Genomic DNA, 20328 nt, shown 5'->3' on the forward strand with positions numbered 1-20328 from the left:
TAATGTAATATATCAATATCAATTGAAAATGGGGTGTGATTATTGAAGAATAATGCAATAGACGAAAACAAAAGATATAAAATTGCAAGCAGGGTAACATGGCTAACGATAATTTTAAATGTAATACTGGCTGTAGGAAAAATAATTATAGGTCTTATTTCCAATTCAAATGCGATATTAGCTGATGGAATTCATACAATTTCAGATATAGGAAGTTCAATTGGAATTGTTATAGGTTTTTTTATTGCAAAAAAACCTGAAGATGAAGAGCATCAATATGGGCATGAAAAAGCTGAAACTATAGCAGCATTTTTACTTTCATTGATGTTGATTGCAGTAGGAGTAAAAATAGGAATTTCCTCTTTGAAACTTATGTTATACCAAACTACAAGAATACCTGCTATAGAAGCTATTTGGGCAGCAGGTATATCAATAATAGTCAAAGAACTTCAATTTAGAATGGCTATGAATGTTGGTAAGAAAATTAATAGCAAGGCATTAATAGCTGATGCATGGCACCATAGGTCAGATGCTTTATCATCTATAGCAGCATTATTTGGAGTTATTGGAGCTAGGATGGGTTATCCATTATTAGACCCTTTAGCTGGATTAATAGTATCTATAATAGTTGTAAAGGTTGGAGTCGAATTTTTTATACATGGATATAATGAGTTGATGGATATATCAATTGAAGAAAGTAAATTGTATGAAATTGCAGAAAGATTAATGAAAAACACTAATATAAAAAATATAAATGATATTAAAGCTAGAAAACATGGTTCTAAAGTATACGTTGATATAAAAATTTGTGTAGATCCTAATATAACAGTTTATATGGGGCATAGTATAGCTGAAGAGGTTGAAGAAGAGGTTAAGAAAAGCCTGGATAATGTAAAGGATGTTATGGTGCACGTAAATCCTTGTTCGAACTATGAAGAAATGAATTGTCTGGCGTGTAAAAATAAAACGAGTAAATATGTAAAGAAAGAGGATACAAAAAATGGGAAGTAGAGCCTTGTCAAACATACCCCTGTATGGTATAATCGGATAAACAACAAAATTTAGGAGGGGGGAAAATGACAGATATATCTATTCCTATAGCTTTTAGCGCAGGAATTCTTTCTTTTTTATCTCCATGTGTTCTTCCTTTAATACCAGCGTATATAACATATATCACAGGTACTACATTTGAAGAAGAGCTTGCAAATAAGAAGTTTTTAGCTGTATCTAGAACTTTGGGCTTTGTTATTGGTTTTACTATAATTTTTATGATAATGGGAGTTTCTGCAAGCTTTATAGGACAAATGTTTATAAAATATAAAAGTATATTTACTAGAATTAGTGGTATATTGATAATCATTTTTGGATTAAATATGTTGGGTTTCAAATTTGGATTTTTAAACAAAGAAAAAAGAGTACAAATTCCTAAGATTACTAATTGGTTTAGTTCAATACTTATGGGCATGGCTTTTGCTGCAGGATGGACTCCATGTATAGGCAGTGTACTGGCAACTATATTGATTTATGCAGGAACGACTGCTACTTTATCTAAAGGATTTTATTTATTATTATCTTATTCTGTTGGATTAGCGGTTCCTTTTATTTTAACTGCGCTTCTTATCAATCAATTTGGTAGGTTTTTAATTAAGTCTGAAAAAGTTATTCCGTATATTATGAGAATTAGTGGTGTTATTGTAGTTAGTTTTGGTGTATTAATATTTTTAAATAAAATATATTTAATTACAAATATTTTTCTTAGATAGAACTGAATGGAGGTAAAATATGAATAAAAAGCTTGTTATAATAACTGTTTTAGCCATAACTTTAGTGGCTGTTTTATTTTATATATCTAATAATACTATACCAAATAGTATTAAAGAAGAGAGTTCAAATGATGAAAAAACAGAGGTTAAAGATGAAAGTTCAGTAGAAGAAGTTTTACCAATGCAAATAGGAAGTATTGCACCAGAATTTACTTTAGAAACTTTGGAAGGTAAAATGGCTTCTTTAAAAGACTATAGAGGAAAAATTGTACTTATAAATTTTTGGGCTACATGGTGTCCATATTGTGTAAGAGAAATGCCAGATTTAAACAGATTATATCTTGAAAACAAAGACGATAACTTTGTAGTTTTAGGCATAGATGTTGCAGAGAATAAATCTAAAGTAGAAAACTTTGTAAAGGAAGGAGGATATGAATTTCCTATTTTATTAGACAAGACAGGTAAAGTTGCTAGAGATTATCTAGTTAGTGGCTTGCCTATGTCAGTTATATTAGATGAAGAGGGAAGAATCAGAGCTATACAATTAGGCATGATGACATACCCGCAGATGAAGGAAATGTTAGATAGTGTAAGGAGCAAGTGATAGTATGAATTCTTACTTCTTTATATATAAATCAATAGGGATTAGTTGGTTTTTGTTTTTAACTATAATTTCAATAATTATTAGTTATTATATAACTATTTTTATAGGTAAGGATAGAGGATTTAAGAAAAATGAAGCAGAGGATATATTTTTTATATTGGTTATATCAGGATTTATTGGAGCTAGATTAGGTTATGTTGTATGTAATTTAGATTTATATAAGGGACATTTAAAATATATTTTTTCTATAAATCATATAAATCTAAGCTTGCTTGGAGGAGTTATAGCAGGTCTGATTACACTGATAATTATATCAAAGAAAAATAAATTCTCTTTTTATTATTTGTTTAAAATATTTCTGATTCCATTTTATTTTAGTATGTCTTTAGCAATATGGTTTTTGTTTTTTGAAGGTCGTTTAATTGGTAAAGAGTATAATGGGTTTTTATCCATATATCATTTATCTGCTTACAGGCATCCAGTTGTACTTTATTTGTCACTTATATTTATTGTTGGATTAGTCATAGAAGCAATAAATATAAAAAGAAGAATTTTAGGGAAGTATATTTCTTATTTAGTTTTCGTTTTAATTTTGATAAGTTACTATTTAATCAGGATAAAATTAGCAATCTGATATGAGAATAATTAAAATAGATTGACTTAGACTAATAAATGTATTAGAATTATGTTTAGAAAATACCCTTATAGGGTATATAAATTAATAAAGATAAACTTATGTATGAAAATAAAGTGATTGTTTATGTATGAGACTTGTTTTCATAATAGTTATGATAGGAGGATAGTAATGAAGGTAGAAATAACACAAGTAGCTCAAGAAAAACTAAAAGAAATAATGGAAGAAAAAGGAGCAGCATCTCAAAGTGTAAGGATATATATTGCAGGCTTTGGATGAGGTGGTCCAAGTTTTGGGCTTGCTCTGGATGAGCAGAAAGAAAATGACAAAAGCTATGAAGCAGGAGACATTAAATTTGTAGTAGATAAAGATGTTGCTTCTCAATTTGATTATTTTAATATCGACTATCTAAATGATTGGTTAAGAAGAGGATTTTATATTACTACAAATGGAGGACATTCTTCTTGTTAATCTAAAAGCAGAACCGATTAGGTTCTGCTTTTTTCTTTTGTTGATGATAGACTCATACTTTTGGATATTTATGAAAAATAAAGTGAATGCTTGTAAGAATTTAGTTAGAAAACTAGATGAAAATTTTTTAGAAAATCCGTGGGCTTAGCATGGACGCTAAGCCAGCTTCCAGAGTCAGGACGATTCATTGGAAGCGTTAGGATTTTCAAAAAATTTGAATCTAAAGTTTTCTCTAAATTATTACGCATGAGTCTTATTTTCATAATCCATAGGAAATTATATACCTTATTAAATTGTAAATAATTTTAAATATAATTTCCGTTTATGGATATAGGCAAAATCTTCCTTATAATTTATTTAAATTGAAGATTTTGTTCTAAATATAAAATTATTTTTTAAAAATAGTATATACAAAAACGTCAATTCCATCTATATTTTCTGCTGTAGCCTGTAGCTTAAAATTTGGATTTAGCCCATTTACAAAAGCTTCTTTCCAGGCCCTATCTAGATCATACATTATACTATGATTTATTTTGTACTCTCTCCAGGTATCAATTAAAATCTGTTTTTTTACATAGAATTTCACTGTGTTATTATCTTTATGAGTTATATTATAACTGCTTTTTAAACTTCCATCTAAATTATAATTTTTAAGTATTTTATAAATATCTTCTGCTAATTTTATATTGTAATTTTCCTTTAATTTTTTTCCCCAACTATAGCCATGACGTTCATATACATATGTTGTTAATTCTAAGCCTGCTCTTTTCCAATTGTTCAATACTGCTTTTACTAATTTTAAATAGTTATTTCTAATATCAGTTAAATTATTTTTTTTATCTTCTTCAAGAGGAATGAATTTTTTAATTAAGGGATTAATAATATCATTTGGGAAATTGATTTTAAAAGCTTTTATTATACTATCTTCCATGCTTTTTAAAAGTTTTAGTTTTATTGAAATTATATCTTCATTATTATACAAAATATCACCTTCCTGTAATACATAAATGGAAACTTGTATTGTTAAACTATTTAATAAACCTATTTTTATATTAACCAGAAATTTATTAAATATCATGCAAAAAAATATTTGATAAAAAAGAAAAGGTATGCTACAATATAACCACACCCCACATGGGGTGGGGTAGAAAGGAGGAAGGTTATGGATTATAATAAGATAACTTTGAAAATAGAGGGTATGACATGAGCATCTTGTGCTAAAAGGGTAGAGGATGCTCTATCAAAATTAAACGGAGTAAAGTTAGCTGTTGTAAATCTTATTGCTGAAAAGGCTACTATAGAGTATGATTCAAAAGTACTTAATGTAGAAGATATAGTTAAATCCATTGAAAAAACAGGATATAAAGTACCAATTAAGAATATTAACCTTAAGGTTGAAGGAATGACTTGCGCTGCTTGCTCTGCAAGAGTTGAAAAAGTATTAAACAAAATAGATGGAGTAAAAAATGCTAATGTAAATCTTACGATGGAAAAAGCAACTATTGAAATCTATGAAGGAGCTATCGAAAATGCAGAACTTATAAAAGCTATAGAGAAAGCAGGATATAAAGCGTTTGAAGAAGATGAGAAAGACGAAGAAGATAGTAAAAAGAGAGTAAAGGAAATTAATCATTTAAAAAGACTTTTTACAGCATCTGTAATATTAAGTATACCCTTATTATCAACAATGTTCTTTCATATGGCAGGGATACACACTATATTAGACAATGGATATGTACAACTTGCATTGGCTACTCCAGTACAATTTATTATTGGGTATAGGTTTTATAAAGGAGCATATCACTCTTTAAAAGGTGGAGGAGCCAATATGGATGTTTTGGTAGCTTTAGGTACTTCATCGGCGTATTTTTACAGTCTTTATAACTTGATTGCAGGGGTTAGAGAATATTATTTTGAAGCATCTGCAGTTATTATAACTTTAATTTTATTAGGAAAGATGCTGGAGTCGATTGCTAAAGGCAGAACATCTGAAGCTATAAAGAAGCTTATGAATTTGCAGGCTAAAACGGCTAAAGTAATAAGAGATGGAAAAGAATTAGATATACCTATAGAAGAAGTTGTGGTTGGAGATACCGTAATAGTACGTCCTGGAGAAAAGATTCCTGTTGATGGTATTGTTATCGAGGGAAGTTCTTCTGTAGATGAATCTATGCTTACAGGAGAAAGTATTCCAGTAGATAAAAAAGAAGGGGACGAAGTTATTGGAGCTACAATAAATAAACATGGAACATTTAAGTTTAAAGCTACAAAAGTAGGAAAAGATACAGTATTATCGCAGATAATTAAACTAGTTGAAGAGGCTCAAGGTTCTAAAGCTCCTGTACAGAGATTAGCTGATAAAGTAGCAGGTATATTTGTGCCGACTGTCGTAGGGATAGCTATTTTGACATTTATAGCATGGTACTTTGCAGATGGAGATTTTGCTAATGCTTTAATTAATGCAGTAGCAGTTTTGGTTATAGCTTGTCCTTGTGCATTAGGACTTGCAACTCCAACTGCTATAATGGTTGGGACAGGAAAAGGAGCTGAGAATGGTATATTGATAAAAGGAGGAGAATATCTAGAAAAAACACATCAGATAAATACACTGATATTTGATAAAACGGGAACTATAACAAAAGGTGAACCAGAAGTAACAGATATAATAAGCTTTACTAATTCTAAAGAAAATATCTTAAAGTTCGCAGCAATTGCCGAAAAAGCATCTGAACATCCTTTAGGTCAAGCAATTGTAAAAAAAGGTGAAGAAAGTGGCATAAAATTGATTGATCCAGAGAAGTTTAATGCAATACCAGGACATGGTATATTTGCAGTTGTAGAAGGTAAAGAAATATATCTGGGTAACAGGAAATTGATGAAAGATAAAAATATTGATATAGAAGATATTGAGGATGAAATTATAAAACTTGAGAATCAAGGAAAAACTGCAATGCTATTATCAGTAAATGGTAGAATAGAAGGGATTATTGCTGTAGCAGATACGGTAAAAGAACATTCAAAGGAAGCTATTAAAGAGCTTAAATCAATGGGAATAGAAGTTTATATGATTACAGGTGATAATGAAAGAACTGCTAAAGCTATAGCTAAAGAAGTAGGTATAGAAAATGTGATTGCTGAAGTTTTACCTGAACATAAGGCAGAGAAAGTAGAAAAACTAAAAGCGCAAGGAAAAAAAGTAGGCATGGTTGGAGATGGTATAAATGATGCTCCTGCTTTGGTAGCAGCTGATATTGGATTTGCTATCGGGACAGGTACGGATGTTGCTATAGAAGCTGCCGATATAACTTTAATGAAAGGCGATTTAAGAGATATAGTATTAGCTATTAGATTAAGCAGAAAAACTATGAGAACTATAAAGCAGAATCTTTTCTGGGCATTTTTCTATAACACTGCAGGAATTCCATTAGCTTCTTTAGGATTTTTGAATCCTATGATAGCTGGTGCAGCTATGGCTTTTAGTTCTGTTTCAGTTGTATCAAATTCACTAAGATTAAAGAGATTTAAATAAATTGTATAAGGTAGATTTTGTCTATATCCATTACGGAAATTATATTTAAAATTATCCGTAGTTTAATAAGGAATATAATTTCCTATGGATTATAAAAAAATAAAAGAAAGGGTGCATCATATGACAAAAGTATTATTTATTGAGGGAATGAGTTGTAACCACTGTGCTATGGCGGTAAAAAAAGCGTTAAGTGAAGTTGAAGGAGTAATATCAGTAGAAGTAGATTTAGAAGGTAAAAAGGCAGTAGTTGAGCTTTCTAAAGAAGTAGAAGAAAATATATTAAAGGATGCAGTAACTTCAGCAGGATATGAAGTTGTTGATACTAGGTAGTGGGGCGAGATATTATGAATGAAGGTAGAAAGAAAGCATTAAATTTGCTTAAAACTTCAAAAGGACAAATTGAAGGAATAATAAGAATGATTGAAAATGATAGATATTGCGTTGATATTTCTAAGCAAATACTTGCTGTTCAAGCGTTGCTTAAAAAGGCAAACTTGAATATAATAGATCAACATATAAAACATTGTGTAAAAGAAGCTGTTCTTAAAGGAGAAGGTGACGAAAAAATTGATGAAATTATTAACATATTAGACAAGTATGTAAAGTAGATTGTAACTAATTTAAATCCTTGTGAATATCTTAAAGCAAAGATAGATATTCGCAAGGAGGCCGATTATATGTATCCGTTTATGAGGACGCATGTTCATAAATATAAAGGCAGAACATCTTATAATAAAGGTCATTTGCATGAATTTCATGGGATAACTAGTGAACCTATACCTTTGTGGAGGGGCCATGTTCACTTTTATAAAGGATATACAACAATTAATAAAAAGCATAAGCATTATTATATGGGATTTACAAGTGGACCTATCAAAGTGCCAGGAGGTCATGTTCATTATATTAATGGGAGAACAAGCTATAATAAAGAACACAGTCACAAATATGTAGACAAAACTTCAAAACAAAAATATAGATACTAATAGGATGCGGCTTCAAGCCGCATTTTTTTCTTGCATTTGTCTATGTTTTCGAATATGATATAAATGTATTTAAATATAATGTTAATATAAACCTGGTTAGGAGAGGCTACTATATAGAAATACGCCACTGCCCAGAAACATCCAGAGATGCCAATGGGTAAACAGGGATAATCGAGAAGGTTATACCTAATGTGGCTGGGTCAGCCCTAAGCTATATAGAGCTAAAACCCAACAGGTGCAGGTAGACCCTTCACTTGTTTGGAGGGTTTTTTAATGCATTAAAATAATATTTTTCTGTAATACTATAATTGCTTATTTTTATAATCTATAGGAAATTATATTCTTCATTATGTAGATAATTTTAAATATAATTTCCGCTTATGGATATAGGCAAAATTTTCCTTAATAATATTTATTTAAATCGAAGATTTTGTTTTGAAAGGGTGGTGATGGTTATGGACTCTGGTCCTATACCTGGGATTAACTTTAAAAAAATTATATTTAGAAGAGCCATAACCTTGCCACTTGGGAGTGTGTGGCTCTTCTAAAAGGAGGGAGAAATAAATGAAGGAAAGAATTACTAAACTTATAAACGAAAAAAGATATGTTGAAGCCAAAAAAGAAGTCACAAAACTGAATGTAGTAGATATTGCAGAGCTTTTGGAAGAGCTGGATAAAAGTTCGTATTTAATATTATTTAGAATATTGCCCAAGGACATGGCGGCTGAGGTTTTTTCATATCTATCATATGAACAACAGCGATATATCATAGATTCGATAACAGACAAGGAGATAAAAAGCATAGTAGATGAGTTGTTCTTTGACGATATGATAGATATTATAGAAGAAATGCCTTCAAATGTTGTAAAGAAAATATTGAAAAACACAAAAGAGGAAGAAAGAATATTAATCAATCAGTTTTTGAATTATCCAGAGAATTCAGCTGGTAGTCTTATGACAATAGAATATGTTGACCTTAAAAAGGAAATGACAGTTAAACAGGCAATAGACCATATAAAAAAGACAGGTGTTGATAAAGAGACTATATATACTTGTTATGTTACAGATAAAAATAGAAAACTTGAAGGCTTAGTATCTTTGAGAAAATTGGTTATAAGTGACGATGATAAAACAGTTGGCGAAATAATGGAGAAAGATATAATATATGTAAATACTCATGATGACCAAGAAGAGATAGCTTATTTATTTAAAAAATATGACTTAATGGCAATTCCTGTTGTTGATAAAGAAAGTAGGTTAACAGGTATTATTACAATTGATGATATAGTTGATGTTATTGAGCAGGAAAACACAGAGGACTTCCAAAAAATGGCGGCTATGTCTCCATCAGAAGAAGAGTATCTTGAAACTAGTGTTTTAACACTAGCAAAACATAGAATTACATGGCTTTTAATTCTTATGATATCTGCTACATTTACAGGCAGTATTATTAGGAAATTTGAAGAAGTGTTGCAGTCTGTTGTTATATTAGCTGCATTTATCCCTATGCTTATGGATACAGGAGGAAATGCTGGAGCTCAAACTTCTACATTGATAATAAGGGGTATGGCTTTAGGTGAGATAGAAATAAAAGATATTTTGAAAGTTATGTGGAAAGAATTAAGAGTTAGTGCAGTAGTAGGAGTTATTTTGTCTTTAGTGAATTTTGTGAGGATTTATTATCTAGAGAAGGTTAGCTTTGAAGTTGCAATAACTGTATGCTCGACTTTGTTTTTTACTATCGTTTTAGCTAAGATAGTAGGAGCTATGCTTCCAATAGGAGCAAGAAAACTAAAATTAGACCCAGCAATTATGGCTAGCCCTTTGATAACTACAATTGTAGATGCAGTTGCATTAATACTATATTTTTCAATGGCTTCATGGATACTAGGGCTATAAAAGGGGGTATTCCCCCTTTTTGTATTTATAAACCCTGATTTTTTCTTTACCTTGACATAAAAAAGGTACTAATATAAAATTTGGTTTAAGTAAATTTATTAGAGGTGATGAAATTGGTTTTAGATCAAAATAAAACACCGTTATTTGATGCGTTAAAGGAATATCATAAAAGAAATGTTATCCCTTTTGATGTTCCAGGTCATAAACATGGCAAAGGGTTAAGAGAATTTGGTGACTTTGTTGGTAATAAAGTCTTAGAGATAGATGTTAATTCAATGAAGCCCCTTGATAATATTAGTAATCCTATTGGTGTAATAAAAGAGGCTGAAGAATTAGCAGCTGAAGCATATTGGGCCGACCATGCATTTTTTCTTGTTAATGGCACTACATCAGGAGTACAAGCAATGATTATGAGTGTTTGTATGCCTGGTGACAAAATTATATTACCAAGGAATGCACATAAGTCAGCTATAAATGGTCTTATATTAAGTGGAGCACAACCTATATATATACAACCCGAAATAAATAATAAACTTGGTATTGCTATGGGAGTATCTTTAGAAAGTGTAGAAAAGGCTATAGCTAAACACCCAGATGCTAAGGCTATATTTTTAATAAATCCAACATATTATGGAGCCACATCAGATATCAAAAAGATAGTAAGATTAGCACATAAGCATGGGATGGCAGTTTTAGTTGATGAAGCACATGGTGCGCATTTTAAATTTCATCCAGAATTACCGTATGATGCAATGGAGTTAGGAGCAGACATGTGTGCTGTTAGCATTCATAAAACTGGAGGTTCATTAACTCAAAGTTCACTTTTATTGTTGAAAGAAGGATTAATTGAAAAGAAAATGGTTAGAACTGTACTAAATCTTACGCAGACAACTAGTGCATCGTATTTATTAATGTCGAGTATAGATGTAGCAAGGAAAATGCTAGCAGTACATGGTGAAGAAGTATTTACTAGAGTATTAAAGCTTTGCAGAGATGCAAGAAATGAAATAAATAATATAGATGGATTGTACGCTTTTGGTAAGGAGTTAGTAGGAACACCGGGAGTTTATGATTTTGATGAATCAAAGCTGGGTATAAATGTTACAGGACTTGGTATTACAGGATTCGAGGCTTATGATATATTGAGAGATGAATATAATATACAGGTTGAATTAGGAGATGTTTTTAACATATTAGCTATAGTAAGTGTTGGAGATACTGAAGAGTCTGTAAATGCATTAGTTGAAGCACTTAAAAGTATGAGTGTAAAATATAAAGGAGATAAAAAAAGATTTGAAAATGTTATGTTAGAAAATCCTGAAGTTATAGTTTCGCCAAGAGATGCATTTTATAGCAATAAGAAAGTTGTTAAATTGGAAGACGCTGTAGGTGAAATAAGTGGTGAGTCAATTATGGTTTATCCTCCAGGAATTCCTATTGTAACTCCTGGTGAAAGAATTAGTAAAGAGATAATTGAGTATGTAAAATTATTAAAAAGTCAGCATAGTTTACTGCAAGGTACAGAGGATCCTTATGTAGAATATATTAAGGTGTTGGGAATGTAGTTAAAAGGCACACATATGTGAGAAATACATATGTGTGCCTTTTCTTCTGTACTTTTTTGCTAATTCACGATAAAACTTTTCTTTTCATACAATATATTATACCAACCTATATTTTGAGTAGACAAATTATGCGAATCAGTCTGCGTAAAGGGGTGACTATAATTGATTGATGATAGATTTATATATTTGAAAATATATTCTAGCAATGAGAAGAAAGTTATCATAAAAAAATTAGATGAAATTGTGAAATATGTAGCAGCAGCTCAGCTTCCTAATTCTATTGAAAATATACATCCAGAGTTTGTAAAAGTTCAAGTAATACTAGCTAGAACGAATTTAGCAAGAAAAATGAGAATGTTTGGAGGAAAAGGATGCTTAAAATATTCAGATTGTGATATATGTGATGAAGGTCATTGTATTACTATTTTATATGATGATGAACTTAAGAGGATATGGAAAGATAGATATAATAAAATAATTAGCATTATTGAAGAGAGTATCAAAGCAACAGAGGGATTAGTAATAACTATGAATAATAGACCTATAATAGCTGAATTTCATAACACGTGTGGAGGTGCTACTGAAAATTCAGAGAATGTTATAGGAAATAGAGTAATGTATTTAAGAAAAGTGTTATGTGATTATTGTTTAAATTCTCCCAATTGGGAAGGATATAAGGAAATTTCGATAGAGGAAATTGAAGAGAAACTAAAAGTAAGGTTTCCAAATTTGACACCAACATTAAAAATTGATATGAAGGGTTTTATAGAGGAAATAGACAGAGATGATGAAGGGAGAATAACAAGTATTAAAATAGGTGGAAAGGTATTTAAAGGTACTGAAGTTAAGGAAATATTAGGACTTGATTCTACTAGATTTAGTATTGCACCTAAGATACTGGGGGTTAAAACTCGTGGACAGGGGGATGGTTTAGGGCTTTGTCAGTATGGAGCAAATCAAATGGCTTTAATGGGTTTTAAGTTTGATGATATTATAAATTATTATTTTACAGGGGTTGAAATTAGAAAAATTGAAAAACCATGTATAAAAAAGCCTTTAAAAGAGAAAATATTAGTAATTGACCCAGGACATGGTGGAGATGATAATATTGGAGCGGAAGGTCCTGGAGGATTAAGAGAAAAGGATGTGGTTTTAAAAATAAGTAAAAGATTAAAGGAGTTTTTGGAAAATCTAGGAGCGACAGTTTATTTAACTAGAGATGAGGACGAGTATGTATCTTTAAATAAAAGGGCAGAATTAGCTAATAAAATCAGGCCCAATTTTTTTATAAGCATTCATCTTAATTCTTTTTCTAATTCATTAATTCGAGGGTGTGAAATGTATTACTATAAAGGCGATAGGGAAAGTCTAGGGTTGGCGAAATGTATTATGAATAGTATGGTAAAAAACCTTGATGTAATAAACAGAGGTATAAAAGTAGCTGCCTTTTTTCTTCTAAGAGAGGTAGGTACAAGTTCGCTTCATATAGATATTGATTATGTAACTAATCCTGAGGTTGAAAAATTACTCAAAAATAATGAATATATCGACAAAATAGCAGAATCTATTACTCAAGGTATAGTCGAATATTATAAGTTTTAGAAGATATGAGGAGTATTACTGCGTTAATTGGCTGAATTTAGAGTTTGACAAACTTGACTAAAACTAGTATAATTAATTATTTGACTTTTTTGCAATAATGTGATAATATTTATACGTATATTTTGAAAGAAGGTGATTGCTTGGTGAAAAAAAATTCCCTTGATAAGATCAGGGAGAATGTTAAGTCTTATGTTGGAGAAAAAGTAAGGCTAAAGGCTAACAAGGGCAGAAAGAAGACGACTATAAGAGAGGGCGTATTAGAGAGTGTTTATCCAAGCATATTCGTAGTAAAAATTGATGGAGGATATAATACAGTAAGACGAGTATCATATAGCTATTCAGATATACTTACAGAAACAGTTGAAGTAATAGTATGTAGAGATGAAAAGAAAATACAAATTAGTTAAATTAGTAAACCGCCATATTCTGGCGGATTTACTTTTTGATGGGTGTGTAGCTTTAAAGTCAATAATTTAGTATAATTTATTAAAGAACTTCTATACTTGAATACATAATAAAGGGGAGGATTTAATGAGGAAAAATTTAGCAATTATATTTATTTTATTAATTTTTATAGTGACTGGTTGTAAAGAAAATGTATTAGAGCAATCAAGTATAATAGAAACTACTAAAGCAGATGAAATTGAAGATCAAAAAGCTATTGAGATAGATAAAGAGCAAAATGAAGAAAAAGAAGTTGTAAAAGAAGAACCTGAAGTATTCGTTGGACAAGCCTTAGATACCATAGATAAGGATGGTTTTATTGAAGTATACGAAGAAAAAAATAAAAAAAGTAATATTATATATAAATTTAAAGATTATGAAGAAGTCAAGCTATTAGAGACTTTACCTTATGGATGGTTTAAAGTAATGCTAGAAGATGGAAGAGAGGGTTATGTAGATTCAAGATATATAAGAACTAAAGAAATTCCTCCTCATGAGTTTAATGAGAAAATAGAGGGTTATGTTTTAGTTTTTAATACCGATGAGCAAATTTTAAGAATTTATAAAGATGGAGAATTGATAAAAGAATCTTTAGCATCTAGTGGTACATGGGACCATTTTACACCAAAAGGTATATTTGAAATAGAAGAGGGTAGAAGAGGAAAATGGTTTTACACTCCTAGGTTTAAACAGGGGGGTAAATACTGGGTTGGTTTTAAAGGAACATATTTATTCCATTCTGTTCCTTTTACCGAAGATGGTAAAATAATAGAAGAAGAGAAAGAAAAATTAGGTACACCGGCAAGCCATGGATGTATAAGACTTCCTGTTGATGTAGCTAAATATATTTATGAAAACATCCCTGCAGGGTCTTTAGTGTTGATATATTAAATTGGGTACTTGATGCTGGATACTAGGTACTGAGGATTATGGTAACTGGAAGTGATGGACTTGCTTCGGATTGTTTTTAGTATTTTTTAAGCTTATTATAATGTTATATTGTAAACTGTTTAACTCCGGGTATGAAGCTCGGAGTTTTTTTAATCCATAGGGAATTATATTCCTTGTTAAGCTATGGGTAATTTTGAATATAATTTCAGCAATGGATATAGGCAAAATCTTCCTTGATTTATTTAAATCGAAGATTTTGTTCTTGTTTGAAAAATATAAGTTAAAAAAATAAATATACTTATTGCACCTAGTATCAAGTACCTAGTATCAAGTACCTAATATCTAATTATTTATGCATAACAAAAAAGCTTGTACATATAATGTAATGTAATGCATAAGAACAAACTTTTTCAAGAACTTCTAAGAAGAAAGAGGGGGTTTTGTGAAAGAGAAAGTTTTAAGGTGGATGGGGAATATAATAATTTTTCTTTTAATAGCATCTATATTATCGCTATTCTATACCCGAATAAAACACAAAAATGATAAAAACTATGTACCTTCAGTTTTTGGGATAAAGTTTATGACTGTTCTATCTGGAAGTATGCAGCCTAATATTGAAGTTGGGGATTTAGTTGTTATAAAGCCTATAGTACCTAAAAACATAAAAAAAGGAGATGTTATTACATACAGATTAACTGATAATATATTTATTACACATAGAGTTATAGATATCATACATGATAACGATGAGTACTTATTTATAACAAAAGGTGATGCTAATAACATTGAAGACGATGAAAAAATCAATTCTAGTCAACTGGTAGGTAAAGTATTTTTAGTTATTCCTAATGGAAGATATATATTTTATTTTTTGAAAAAGCCAATAGTTTTTACTTTTTTAATATTAATATTATTGATCATATTTTTAGGAGGTGAAATGAAAATATTTTATCTTAAGAAAGGGGGAGATTAACATTGAAAAAAAGATTGGTTTTAATAATGATATTAATAGGTTTATTAGCTTTTGGAATAGGAATGGGAACATATGCATGGTTTACAAGTAGTGTTACAAGTACAAATAATGTATTTAAAACTGGTACATTAAAAATAAAAAATCCTGGTAATGGGGTATTTGCTTCAGGTATATTAAATGTAAATAACATCTATCCAGGATGGATTGGACAAAAAGATATTACAATAACAAATGCTGGAACATTAGATTTTAAATTTAAATTATACAATATAACTTTAAAATCTCCAGATAATTCTTCAGATAACATATTATATAGTGGGGAATATGGTCTTAGAGTCAGTTTTGATAACAAAACTTGGTATAAAGTTAATGAAATAAAAAATTATGAATTCGGAGAGATAACTACTGATCAAGGCACGAAAACTATTACTGTTTACTATAAATTGCCTAAAGCAGCAGGAAATGATTATCAAGGCAAATCTGTTACTTTAGAATTCAATTTCGTAGCTACACAAACAGAAAATAAAGGCTGGTCAGAATAATATAGGCTTATTAGCGTTTTATCATTAGTAGTAGCGGAGAATTAATTCTCCGCTACTACTAATCTACTGATTCAATTTTACATTTTTAATCTAGTATCTAGTACCAAGTACCCAGTACCTAATCTAGTACCCAGTACCAAGTACCTAGTACCTACAAAACATATAAGGTGGTGAAAAAAATAACTTAATAATGAAAATATCAATTAAAAATATAATATGTAAGTTTTTGATATTAATGATTATAATAGGCTCGATATTGTTTATAAATCAAAGTATTGCTTATGGAGAGAATATCCCTGATGTTATATTATACATACATGGAGAAAAGTCTATTGGAGGACCGATATTTCATCAAAAGGGAAACTTGACTGATGGATATTTAGCTCCTGGAGTTACTGTATCAGGGACTTTAAGAATTTATAATAATTACTCAGAAAGAATAAATGTAAAAAATTTAGCTTTGACAATAGAACTAGAGAAATTACAAGGGGATAATTACTATCAAGTTAAAGATGAAAATTTATACGAAGTGTTTGCAAAGAATATGAAGTTAACTATTAAAAGAGGAAAAATGCTGATATTTACTAAAACTATATATAATAAAAGCTTTTATGAAATGATGTATAAGAAAAATAATGAAGATTACAAGGGATATGATTTATCCGTATTAGATTGCTTTAATATAAATAAAAATGATTATATAGACCTAGAATACATAGTACATATGGATGAAAATGCAGGAAATGAATTACAGGGCATTAAAGCAACTGTAAATTTCCTTATAAATGTGAACGAAAACCCTGTTTATCAAGGAGGTTCTGGGTATACTCCACCAAGCAGTGGAGAAGGATCAGGAGATAATTCGGAAAAAGAAGTTGATGAGGAAATACAGTTAGAAGATGAAAGTGAGAAAAAACAAGAAGTTAATGAGGAATTTATCGATATTAAAGGGCATTGGGCAAAGGATTGTATCCAAGCACTTATAGAGCATAATATAGTAAATGGCTATCCTGATAAAACGATAAGACCTGACAATTTCATAACAAGAGCTGAAGCTGCTGTTCTTATTTGTAGAGCTTTAAACTTAGAAGAAAAAAATAAACTTTTTACTGGTTATATAGATTCTATACCTAAATGGGCTAGAGGTTATGTAATAGCATCGACAGAAAAAGGCATATTTAAAGGATATCCTGGTAGACTTTTTAAAGCCGGTAAGGAAATTACTAGACAAGAGGCGATAGCTGTATTAATGAGAGGTTTTGATAAAAAACTAGGAGAAGAAATACAGATTAAGTTTAAGGACAAAGGTGATATTCAAGACTGGGCTTTAGTATATGTAAAAATGGGAGTTTACTACAAAATAATAAATGGGTATCCAGATAATACCTTTAGACCAAACAATAATATTACAAGAGCTGAGGTATTTACTATGATATGCAAGTTATTAAAATACCATAATGAACATGCCAATTAAGTATAGAGAGATGATAGATTTTAATAACAAGCTAAATATGAGGTGAGAGTAAAGTAAGAATGAGAAAAAGTGAAAAACAAAAAATAAAGAGAATTATATTAAAAGTTATGGGATTTGTTACTGGAGGAACTTTAATATCTATGATTTTATTAATAAATATGGATACATATTCTTGGTTTACAAGTAAAACAACATATGATTTAAGTGTAACTGCAGCTACAACTGAAGATATTTTGGAAAAGATAGAGATTGAAACAATTAACCCGAAAGAGATTATACTCAAAAAAAATAATTCAATAAATATAGAACCAGTAATATATTTTAGTGTAGAAGGAGAGGCATCAGATTATATTTTACATATAAATCCTATAAAACTTAAAACTCATAAAGAATATACAGTACCTATTAATGTAGTTGTGAATTTAAAACAAATTGTTGAGTTATTAAATAAAAATAAAAAAAGAGTTCAAGGTACAATAAGGATTAAATATTTAAACGAATTTATTGATGAAGAAATAAATATTGAATTTGCTAGAAGATACCTTTTAAAAAAGTTTCTTGAGGAATTAGGTATACGATGTTTAAACGAAGAGGATGAATCTGAAATAGAAAAACAATTGAGAAAAGTAATAACGCATATTGTTAAAAAAGAAAGATTGCAAAATAGTAAGTTTTATGAAAAAGAAACTGTAACTGAAGAAGTATATGGAAGCAAATAATAGGCTCTGAGTTTTTGTTCTAAAAAAAGTCTGCATTAATGCTGCAGACTTTTCCATTATTTAAAGTTTCAAATACTACGATATTATCCTAAAAAATAGTGACTTTCTGTATGCTATAATAGACTATAAGGCAAATTATTATAAATAAACTAAAGTATATAATGAAACCTGCTGATTTATATTTCTTCTTTAATGTCGATAAATTTATACCTCGAAGATTTAATAGCATACTCATTATTAATGCTGATATTATAAATGATAACATGTACAATATAACTTTTTTCATATTATCGCAACCTTTATTTGAAAAGAAGTTTCAAAATAACCATAATCATAAAATAAAGTACAAAATCCCCTTTTCTTAAATATTCTTACTTATCTTAAACATTCCTGCAAGAAAAACTTAAATTTAGAAGAATTTACAAATAAATATACAAAAAATATAACTCTATCAAAAGCAAAAGCTAAGGAAAATTTCCTTAGCTTTTGCTTACTTGATTTTTATTTAATTTACCTCTTCAGTAACTTTACTACCGAAGAAGTATAATATACCCCATAATATTACTGAACCAATTAAAAGTGAAATATAAGGACTAATACCAAAGCCGACAGGAATAAATCCTACAAAAATAGCTACTAACGCTACTACTAAAGCATAAGGCAATTGCGTTTTTACATGTGCCATATGGTCACAAGCACTAGAAATTGATGACATAATAGTTGTATCAGAAATAGGAGAACAGTGATCTCCGAAAACAGCACCAGTTAATACAGCTCCAACAGTAGGAACTAATAATTCAGTACCTCCTAACTGTATAGCTAGAGGTATAGCTAAAGGCATAACTATAGAATTAGCTCCCCAAGATGTACCAGTTGCAAAAGCAGTTATTGCTGGTATTATAAACATCATTAAAGGTAATAAATAAGCCGGTAGAGAGCTTTTTAAAATGTTGGCTATAAATTCAGCTGTTCCAAGATTATCATTAACTCCACCTAAAGACCAAGCTAAGATTAATATTATAGATGCTGTTGTCATAGATTTAACACCAGAAACCCATGCATCTACAATTTCTTTTAAAGATAATAATCTTTGCATTAGAGTCATTATAGCAGCAATTAAGCTACCACCAAAAGAAGCCCACAATAAAACTACGCTTGAATCAGCATTTCCAAATGCATCTCTTATTGAGCCACTTTCAAGGCCACCTCCATTAATATATAGACCAACTACTGTTATTAATAAAACAGATATAATAGGAATTATTGCATTATACCATCTTTCGTATTTTACTTTTGTATTTAATGATGATATTTCATCTGAAACTAAAGGTGTAGCATTGTCATCTAAAACTTTTCCTGTTTTATATGCCCTTTTTTCAGCTTTAGCCATGGCTCCGAAATCGCGTCCTGTGAATATTATAATTAAAACGAAAATCAATGCTAATAAGCTATAGAATCTATAAGGTATAGTTTGTAGAAAAACATTATAAGCGTTTAAATCTATATTAATCTTAGCTAAGCTATCTCTTATTAATCCAGTTTCAAAACCTATCCATGTAGATACTAATGCTATACTTGCAACTGGAGCGGCAGTTGAATCGACTATATAAGCTAATTTTTCTCTTGAAATTTTCATTTTATCAGTGATACTTCTCATAGTATTACCAACGATAAGAGTATTAGCATAATCATCGAAGAAAATCAATATACCCATTAACCAAGTTGCAAATAGTGTAGATTTGCTATTTTTTGCTTTGGAAACTATAAGCTTAGCAATTCCATTTGTACCTCCATTTTTACTTAAGATACCTATAAGTCCTCCTATAGAAAGACTGAAAACTAAAATAGATGCATTCCAAGTATCGGCTAATGAACCAACAATATATGTGTTTAATGTTTCTGAAAAACCAGTTAATGGATTAAATCCAGTTAGTATAGTAGCGCCTACGAAAACAGATACAAATAGTGATAAAAGTACTTCTTGAGTAATCCATGAAAGGATTATTGCCAGTATTGGTGGTATGATTGAAAGCCATCCATATTGCATAAATATTCCTCCTTCATATTTAGTAGTTCGTATTTTGATAAATTTAGTTGCCAGAGAACAGCTATCAGCTATTTGCTGCTTATCATTCGATATTCGTCATTCGATTTCCGATGTTCGTAGTTCGACTATCTAAATGCGAATAGCGAATGACGAATAGCTAGTAATTAATTTTTAATTTTACATTTTCA

At 29.9% G+C, this 20328-nt stretch carries 19 protein-coding genes, 1 pseudogene and 1 riboswitch; of the genes and pseudogenes, 18 read left to right on the forward strand and 2 right to left on the reverse strand.

Annotated features, from left to right (window positions below):
• The first annotated feature begins 42 nt into the window (after positions 1–42).
• From BFN48_RS08540 to BFN48_RS08555, 4 genes are all read left to right on the forward strand, one after another.
• Positions 43–1011, forward strand: a complete 969-nt coding sequence (locus BFN48_RS08540; RefSeq protein ID WP_069650481.1) for a cation diffusion facilitator family transporter — start codon at positions 43–45, stop codon at positions 1009–1011.
• A 65-nt stretch (positions 1012–1076) separates the two neighbouring features.
• A complete protein-coding gene (locus BFN48_RS08545; RefSeq protein ID WP_069650482.1) occupies positions 1077–1763 on the forward strand; it encodes a cytochrome c biogenesis CcdA family protein in 687 nt (228 codons plus the stop codon).
• A gap of 19 nt (positions 1764–1782) precedes the next feature.
• Complete coding sequence (locus BFN48_RS08550) at positions 1783–2367, forward strand: TlpA family protein disulfide reductase (protein WP_069650483.1); 585 nt, start codon at positions 1783–1785, stop codon at positions 2365–2367.
• 4 nt (positions 2368–2371) lie between these two features.
• Positions 2372–3001, forward strand: a complete 630-nt coding sequence (locus BFN48_RS08555; RefSeq protein ID WP_069650484.1) for a prolipoprotein diacylglyceryl transferase family protein — start codon at positions 2372–2374, stop codon at positions 2999–3001.
• A gap of 859 nt (positions 3002–3860) precedes the next feature.
• Here the strand turns inward: BFN48_RS08555 and BFN48_RS08560 are convergent.
• On the reverse strand, positions 3861–4550 hold the full coding sequence (locus BFN48_RS08560; RefSeq protein WP_176718851.1) for a hypothetical protein: 690 nt from the start codon (positions 4548–4550) through the stop codon (positions 3861–3863).
• Positions 4551–4691: 141 nt separating this feature from the next.
• Here BFN48_RS08560 and BFN48_RS12920 point away from each other — a divergent pair.
• The 14 genes and pseudogenes from BFN48_RS12920 to BFN48_RS08625 form a co-directional block, all read left to right on the forward strand.
• Positions 4692–4826 (forward strand): annotated as a pseudogene (locus tag BFN48_RS12920) (cation transporter); the annotation flags it as partial.
• A gap of 27 nt (positions 4827–4853) precedes the next feature.
• A complete protein-coding gene (locus tag BFN48_RS08565; RefSeq protein ID WP_423230250.1) occupies positions 4854–7001 on the forward strand; it encodes a heavy metal translocating P-type ATPase in 2148 nt (715 codons plus the stop codon).
• Positions 7002–7085: 84 nt separating this feature from the next.
• The gene (locus tag BFN48_RS08570; RefSeq protein ID WP_278287325.1) at positions 7086–7331 is read left to right on the forward strand and encodes a heavy-metal-associated domain-containing protein; all 246 of its coding nucleotides are present in this window, start codon (positions 7086–7088) and stop codon (positions 7329–7331) included.
• A gap of 14 nt (positions 7332–7345) precedes the next feature.
• The gene (locus BFN48_RS08575) at positions 7346–7609 is read left to right on the forward strand and encodes a metal-sensing transcriptional repressor (protein ID WP_069650488.1); all 264 of its coding nucleotides are present in this window, start codon (positions 7346–7348) and stop codon (positions 7607–7609) included.
• Positions 7610–7678: 69 nt separating this feature from the next.
• Positions 7679–7984, forward strand: coding sequence for a YmaF family protein (locus tag BFN48_RS08580; protein WP_083238872.1), 306 nt, complete (start codon positions 7679–7681; stop codon positions 7982–7984).
• Between the two features lie 85 nt (positions 7985–8069).
• A riboswitch (M-box (ykoK) riboswitch) is annotated at positions 8070–8232 on the forward strand.
• Positions 8233–8548: 316 nt separating this feature from the next.
• Positions 8549–9883, forward strand: a complete 1335-nt coding sequence (gene mgtE / locus BFN48_RS08585) for a magnesium transporter (protein WP_069650489.1) — start codon at positions 8549–8551, stop codon at positions 9881–9883.
• A gap of 107 nt (positions 9884–9990) precedes the next feature.
• Positions 9991–11448, forward strand: coding sequence for an aminotransferase class I/II-fold pyridoxal phosphate-dependent enzyme (locus BFN48_RS08590; protein WP_069650490.1), 1458 nt, complete (start codon positions 9991–9993; stop codon positions 11446–11448).
• 162 nt (positions 11449–11610) lie between these two features.
• On the forward strand, positions 11611–13050 hold the full coding sequence (locus BFN48_RS08595) for an N-acetylmuramoyl-L-alanine amidase (protein WP_083238873.1): 1440 nt from the start codon (positions 11611–11613) through the stop codon (positions 13048–13050).
• 143 nt (positions 13051–13193) lie between these two features.
• A complete protein-coding gene (locus BFN48_RS08600) occupies positions 13194–13457 on the forward strand; it encodes a Veg family protein (RefSeq protein WP_278287331.1) in 264 nt (87 codons plus the stop codon).
• A gap of 124 nt (positions 13458–13581) precedes the next feature.
• A complete protein-coding gene (locus BFN48_RS12685; RefSeq protein ID WP_069650492.1) occupies positions 13582–14385 on the forward strand; it encodes a L,D-transpeptidase family protein in 804 nt (267 codons plus the stop codon).
• Between the two features lie 442 nt (positions 14386–14827).
• Complete coding sequence (locus tag BFN48_RS08610; RefSeq protein WP_069650493.1) at positions 14828–15358, forward strand: signal peptidase I; 531 nt, start codon at positions 14828–14830, stop codon at positions 15356–15358.
• Positions 15359–15360: 2 nt separating this feature from the next.
• Complete coding sequence (locus BFN48_RS08615; protein WP_069650494.1) at positions 15361–15900, forward strand: TasA family protein; 540 nt, start codon at positions 15361–15363, stop codon at positions 15898–15900.
• A gap of 190 nt (positions 15901–16090) precedes the next feature.
• Positions 16091–17374 carry an S-layer homology domain-containing protein gene (locus tag BFN48_RS08620; RefSeq protein WP_069650495.1) on the forward strand — a complete coding sequence of 428 codons (1284 nt, stop codon included), beginning with the start codon at positions 16091–16093 and terminating at the stop codon, positions 17372–17374.
• A gap of 59 nt (positions 17375–17433) precedes the next feature.
• Complete coding sequence (locus BFN48_RS08625; RefSeq protein ID WP_069650496.1) at positions 17434–18093, forward strand: hypothetical protein; 660 nt, start codon at positions 17434–17436, stop codon at positions 18091–18093.
• Positions 18094–18598: 505 nt separating this feature from the next.
• On the opposite strand, the gene BFN48_RS08630 is transcribed toward BFN48_RS08625, so the two are convergent.
• Positions 18599–20140, reverse strand: a complete 1542-nt coding sequence (locus BFN48_RS08630) for a Na+/H+ antiporter NhaC family protein (protein WP_069650497.1) — start codon at positions 20138–20140, stop codon at positions 18599–18601.
• Positions 20141–20328 lie beyond the last annotated feature (188 nt).

It is taken from the genome of Caloranaerobacter ferrireducens (assembly GCF_001730685.1).
In the GTDB taxonomy this organism is placed as follows: Bacteria; Bacillota; Clostridia; order Tissierellales; family Thermohalobacteraceae; genus Caloranaerobacter; species Caloranaerobacter ferrireducens.

What these genes read in the sequence shown, in the direction of transcription:
- BFN48_RS08545 (WP_069650482.1), top strand. Translation starts at nt 1,077, where the DNA reads ATGACAGATATATCTATTCCTATAGCTTTTAGCGCAGGAATTCTTTCT.
- BFN48_RS08550 (WP_069650483.1), top strand. Translation starts at nt 1,783, where the DNA reads ATGAATAAAAAGCTTGTTATAATAACTGTTTTAGCCATAACTTTAGTG.
- BFN48_RS08555 (WP_069650484.1), top strand. Translation starts at nt 2,372, where the DNA reads ATGAATTCTTACTTCTTTATATATAAATCAATAGGGATTAGTTGGTTT.
- BFN48_RS08560 (WP_176718851.1), bottom strand. Translation starts at nt 4,550, where the DNA reads ATGATATTTAATAAATTTCTGGTTAATATAAAAATAGGTTTATTAAAT.
- BFN48_RS08570 (WP_278287325.1), top strand. Translation starts at nt 7,086, where the DNA reads ATGGATTATAAAAAAATAAAAGAAAGGGTGCATCATATGACAAAAGTA.
- BFN48_RS08575 (WP_069650488.1), top strand. Translation starts at nt 7,346, where the DNA reads ATGAATGAAGGTAGAAAGAAAGCATTAAATTTGCTTAAAACTTCAAAA.
- BFN48_RS08580 (WP_083238872.1), top strand. Translation starts at nt 7,679, where the DNA reads ATGTATCCGTTTATGAGGACGCATGTTCATAAATATAAAGGCAGAACA.
- mgtE (WP_069650489.1), top strand. Translation starts at nt 8,549, where the DNA reads ATGAAGGAAAGAATTACTAAACTTATAAACGAAAAAAGATATGTTGAA.
- BFN48_RS08590 (WP_069650490.1), top strand. Translation starts at nt 9,991, where the DNA reads ATGAAATTGGTTTTAGATCAAAATAAAACACCGTTATTTGATGCGTTA.
- BFN48_RS12685 (WP_069650492.1), top strand. Translation starts at nt 13,582, where the DNA reads ATGAGGAAAAATTTAGCAATTATATTTATTTTATTAATTTTTATAGTG.
- BFN48_RS08620 (WP_069650495.1), top strand. Translation starts at nt 16,091, where the DNA reads ATGAAAATATCAATTAAAAATATAATATGTAAGTTTTTGATATTAATG.
- BFN48_RS08625 (WP_069650496.1), top strand. Translation starts at nt 17,434, where the DNA reads ATGAGAAAAAGTGAAAAACAAAAAATAAAGAGAATTATATTAAAAGTT.
- BFN48_RS08630 (WP_069650497.1), bottom strand. Translation starts at nt 20,140, where the DNA reads ATGCAATATGGATGGCTTTCAATCATACCACCAATACTGGCAATAATC.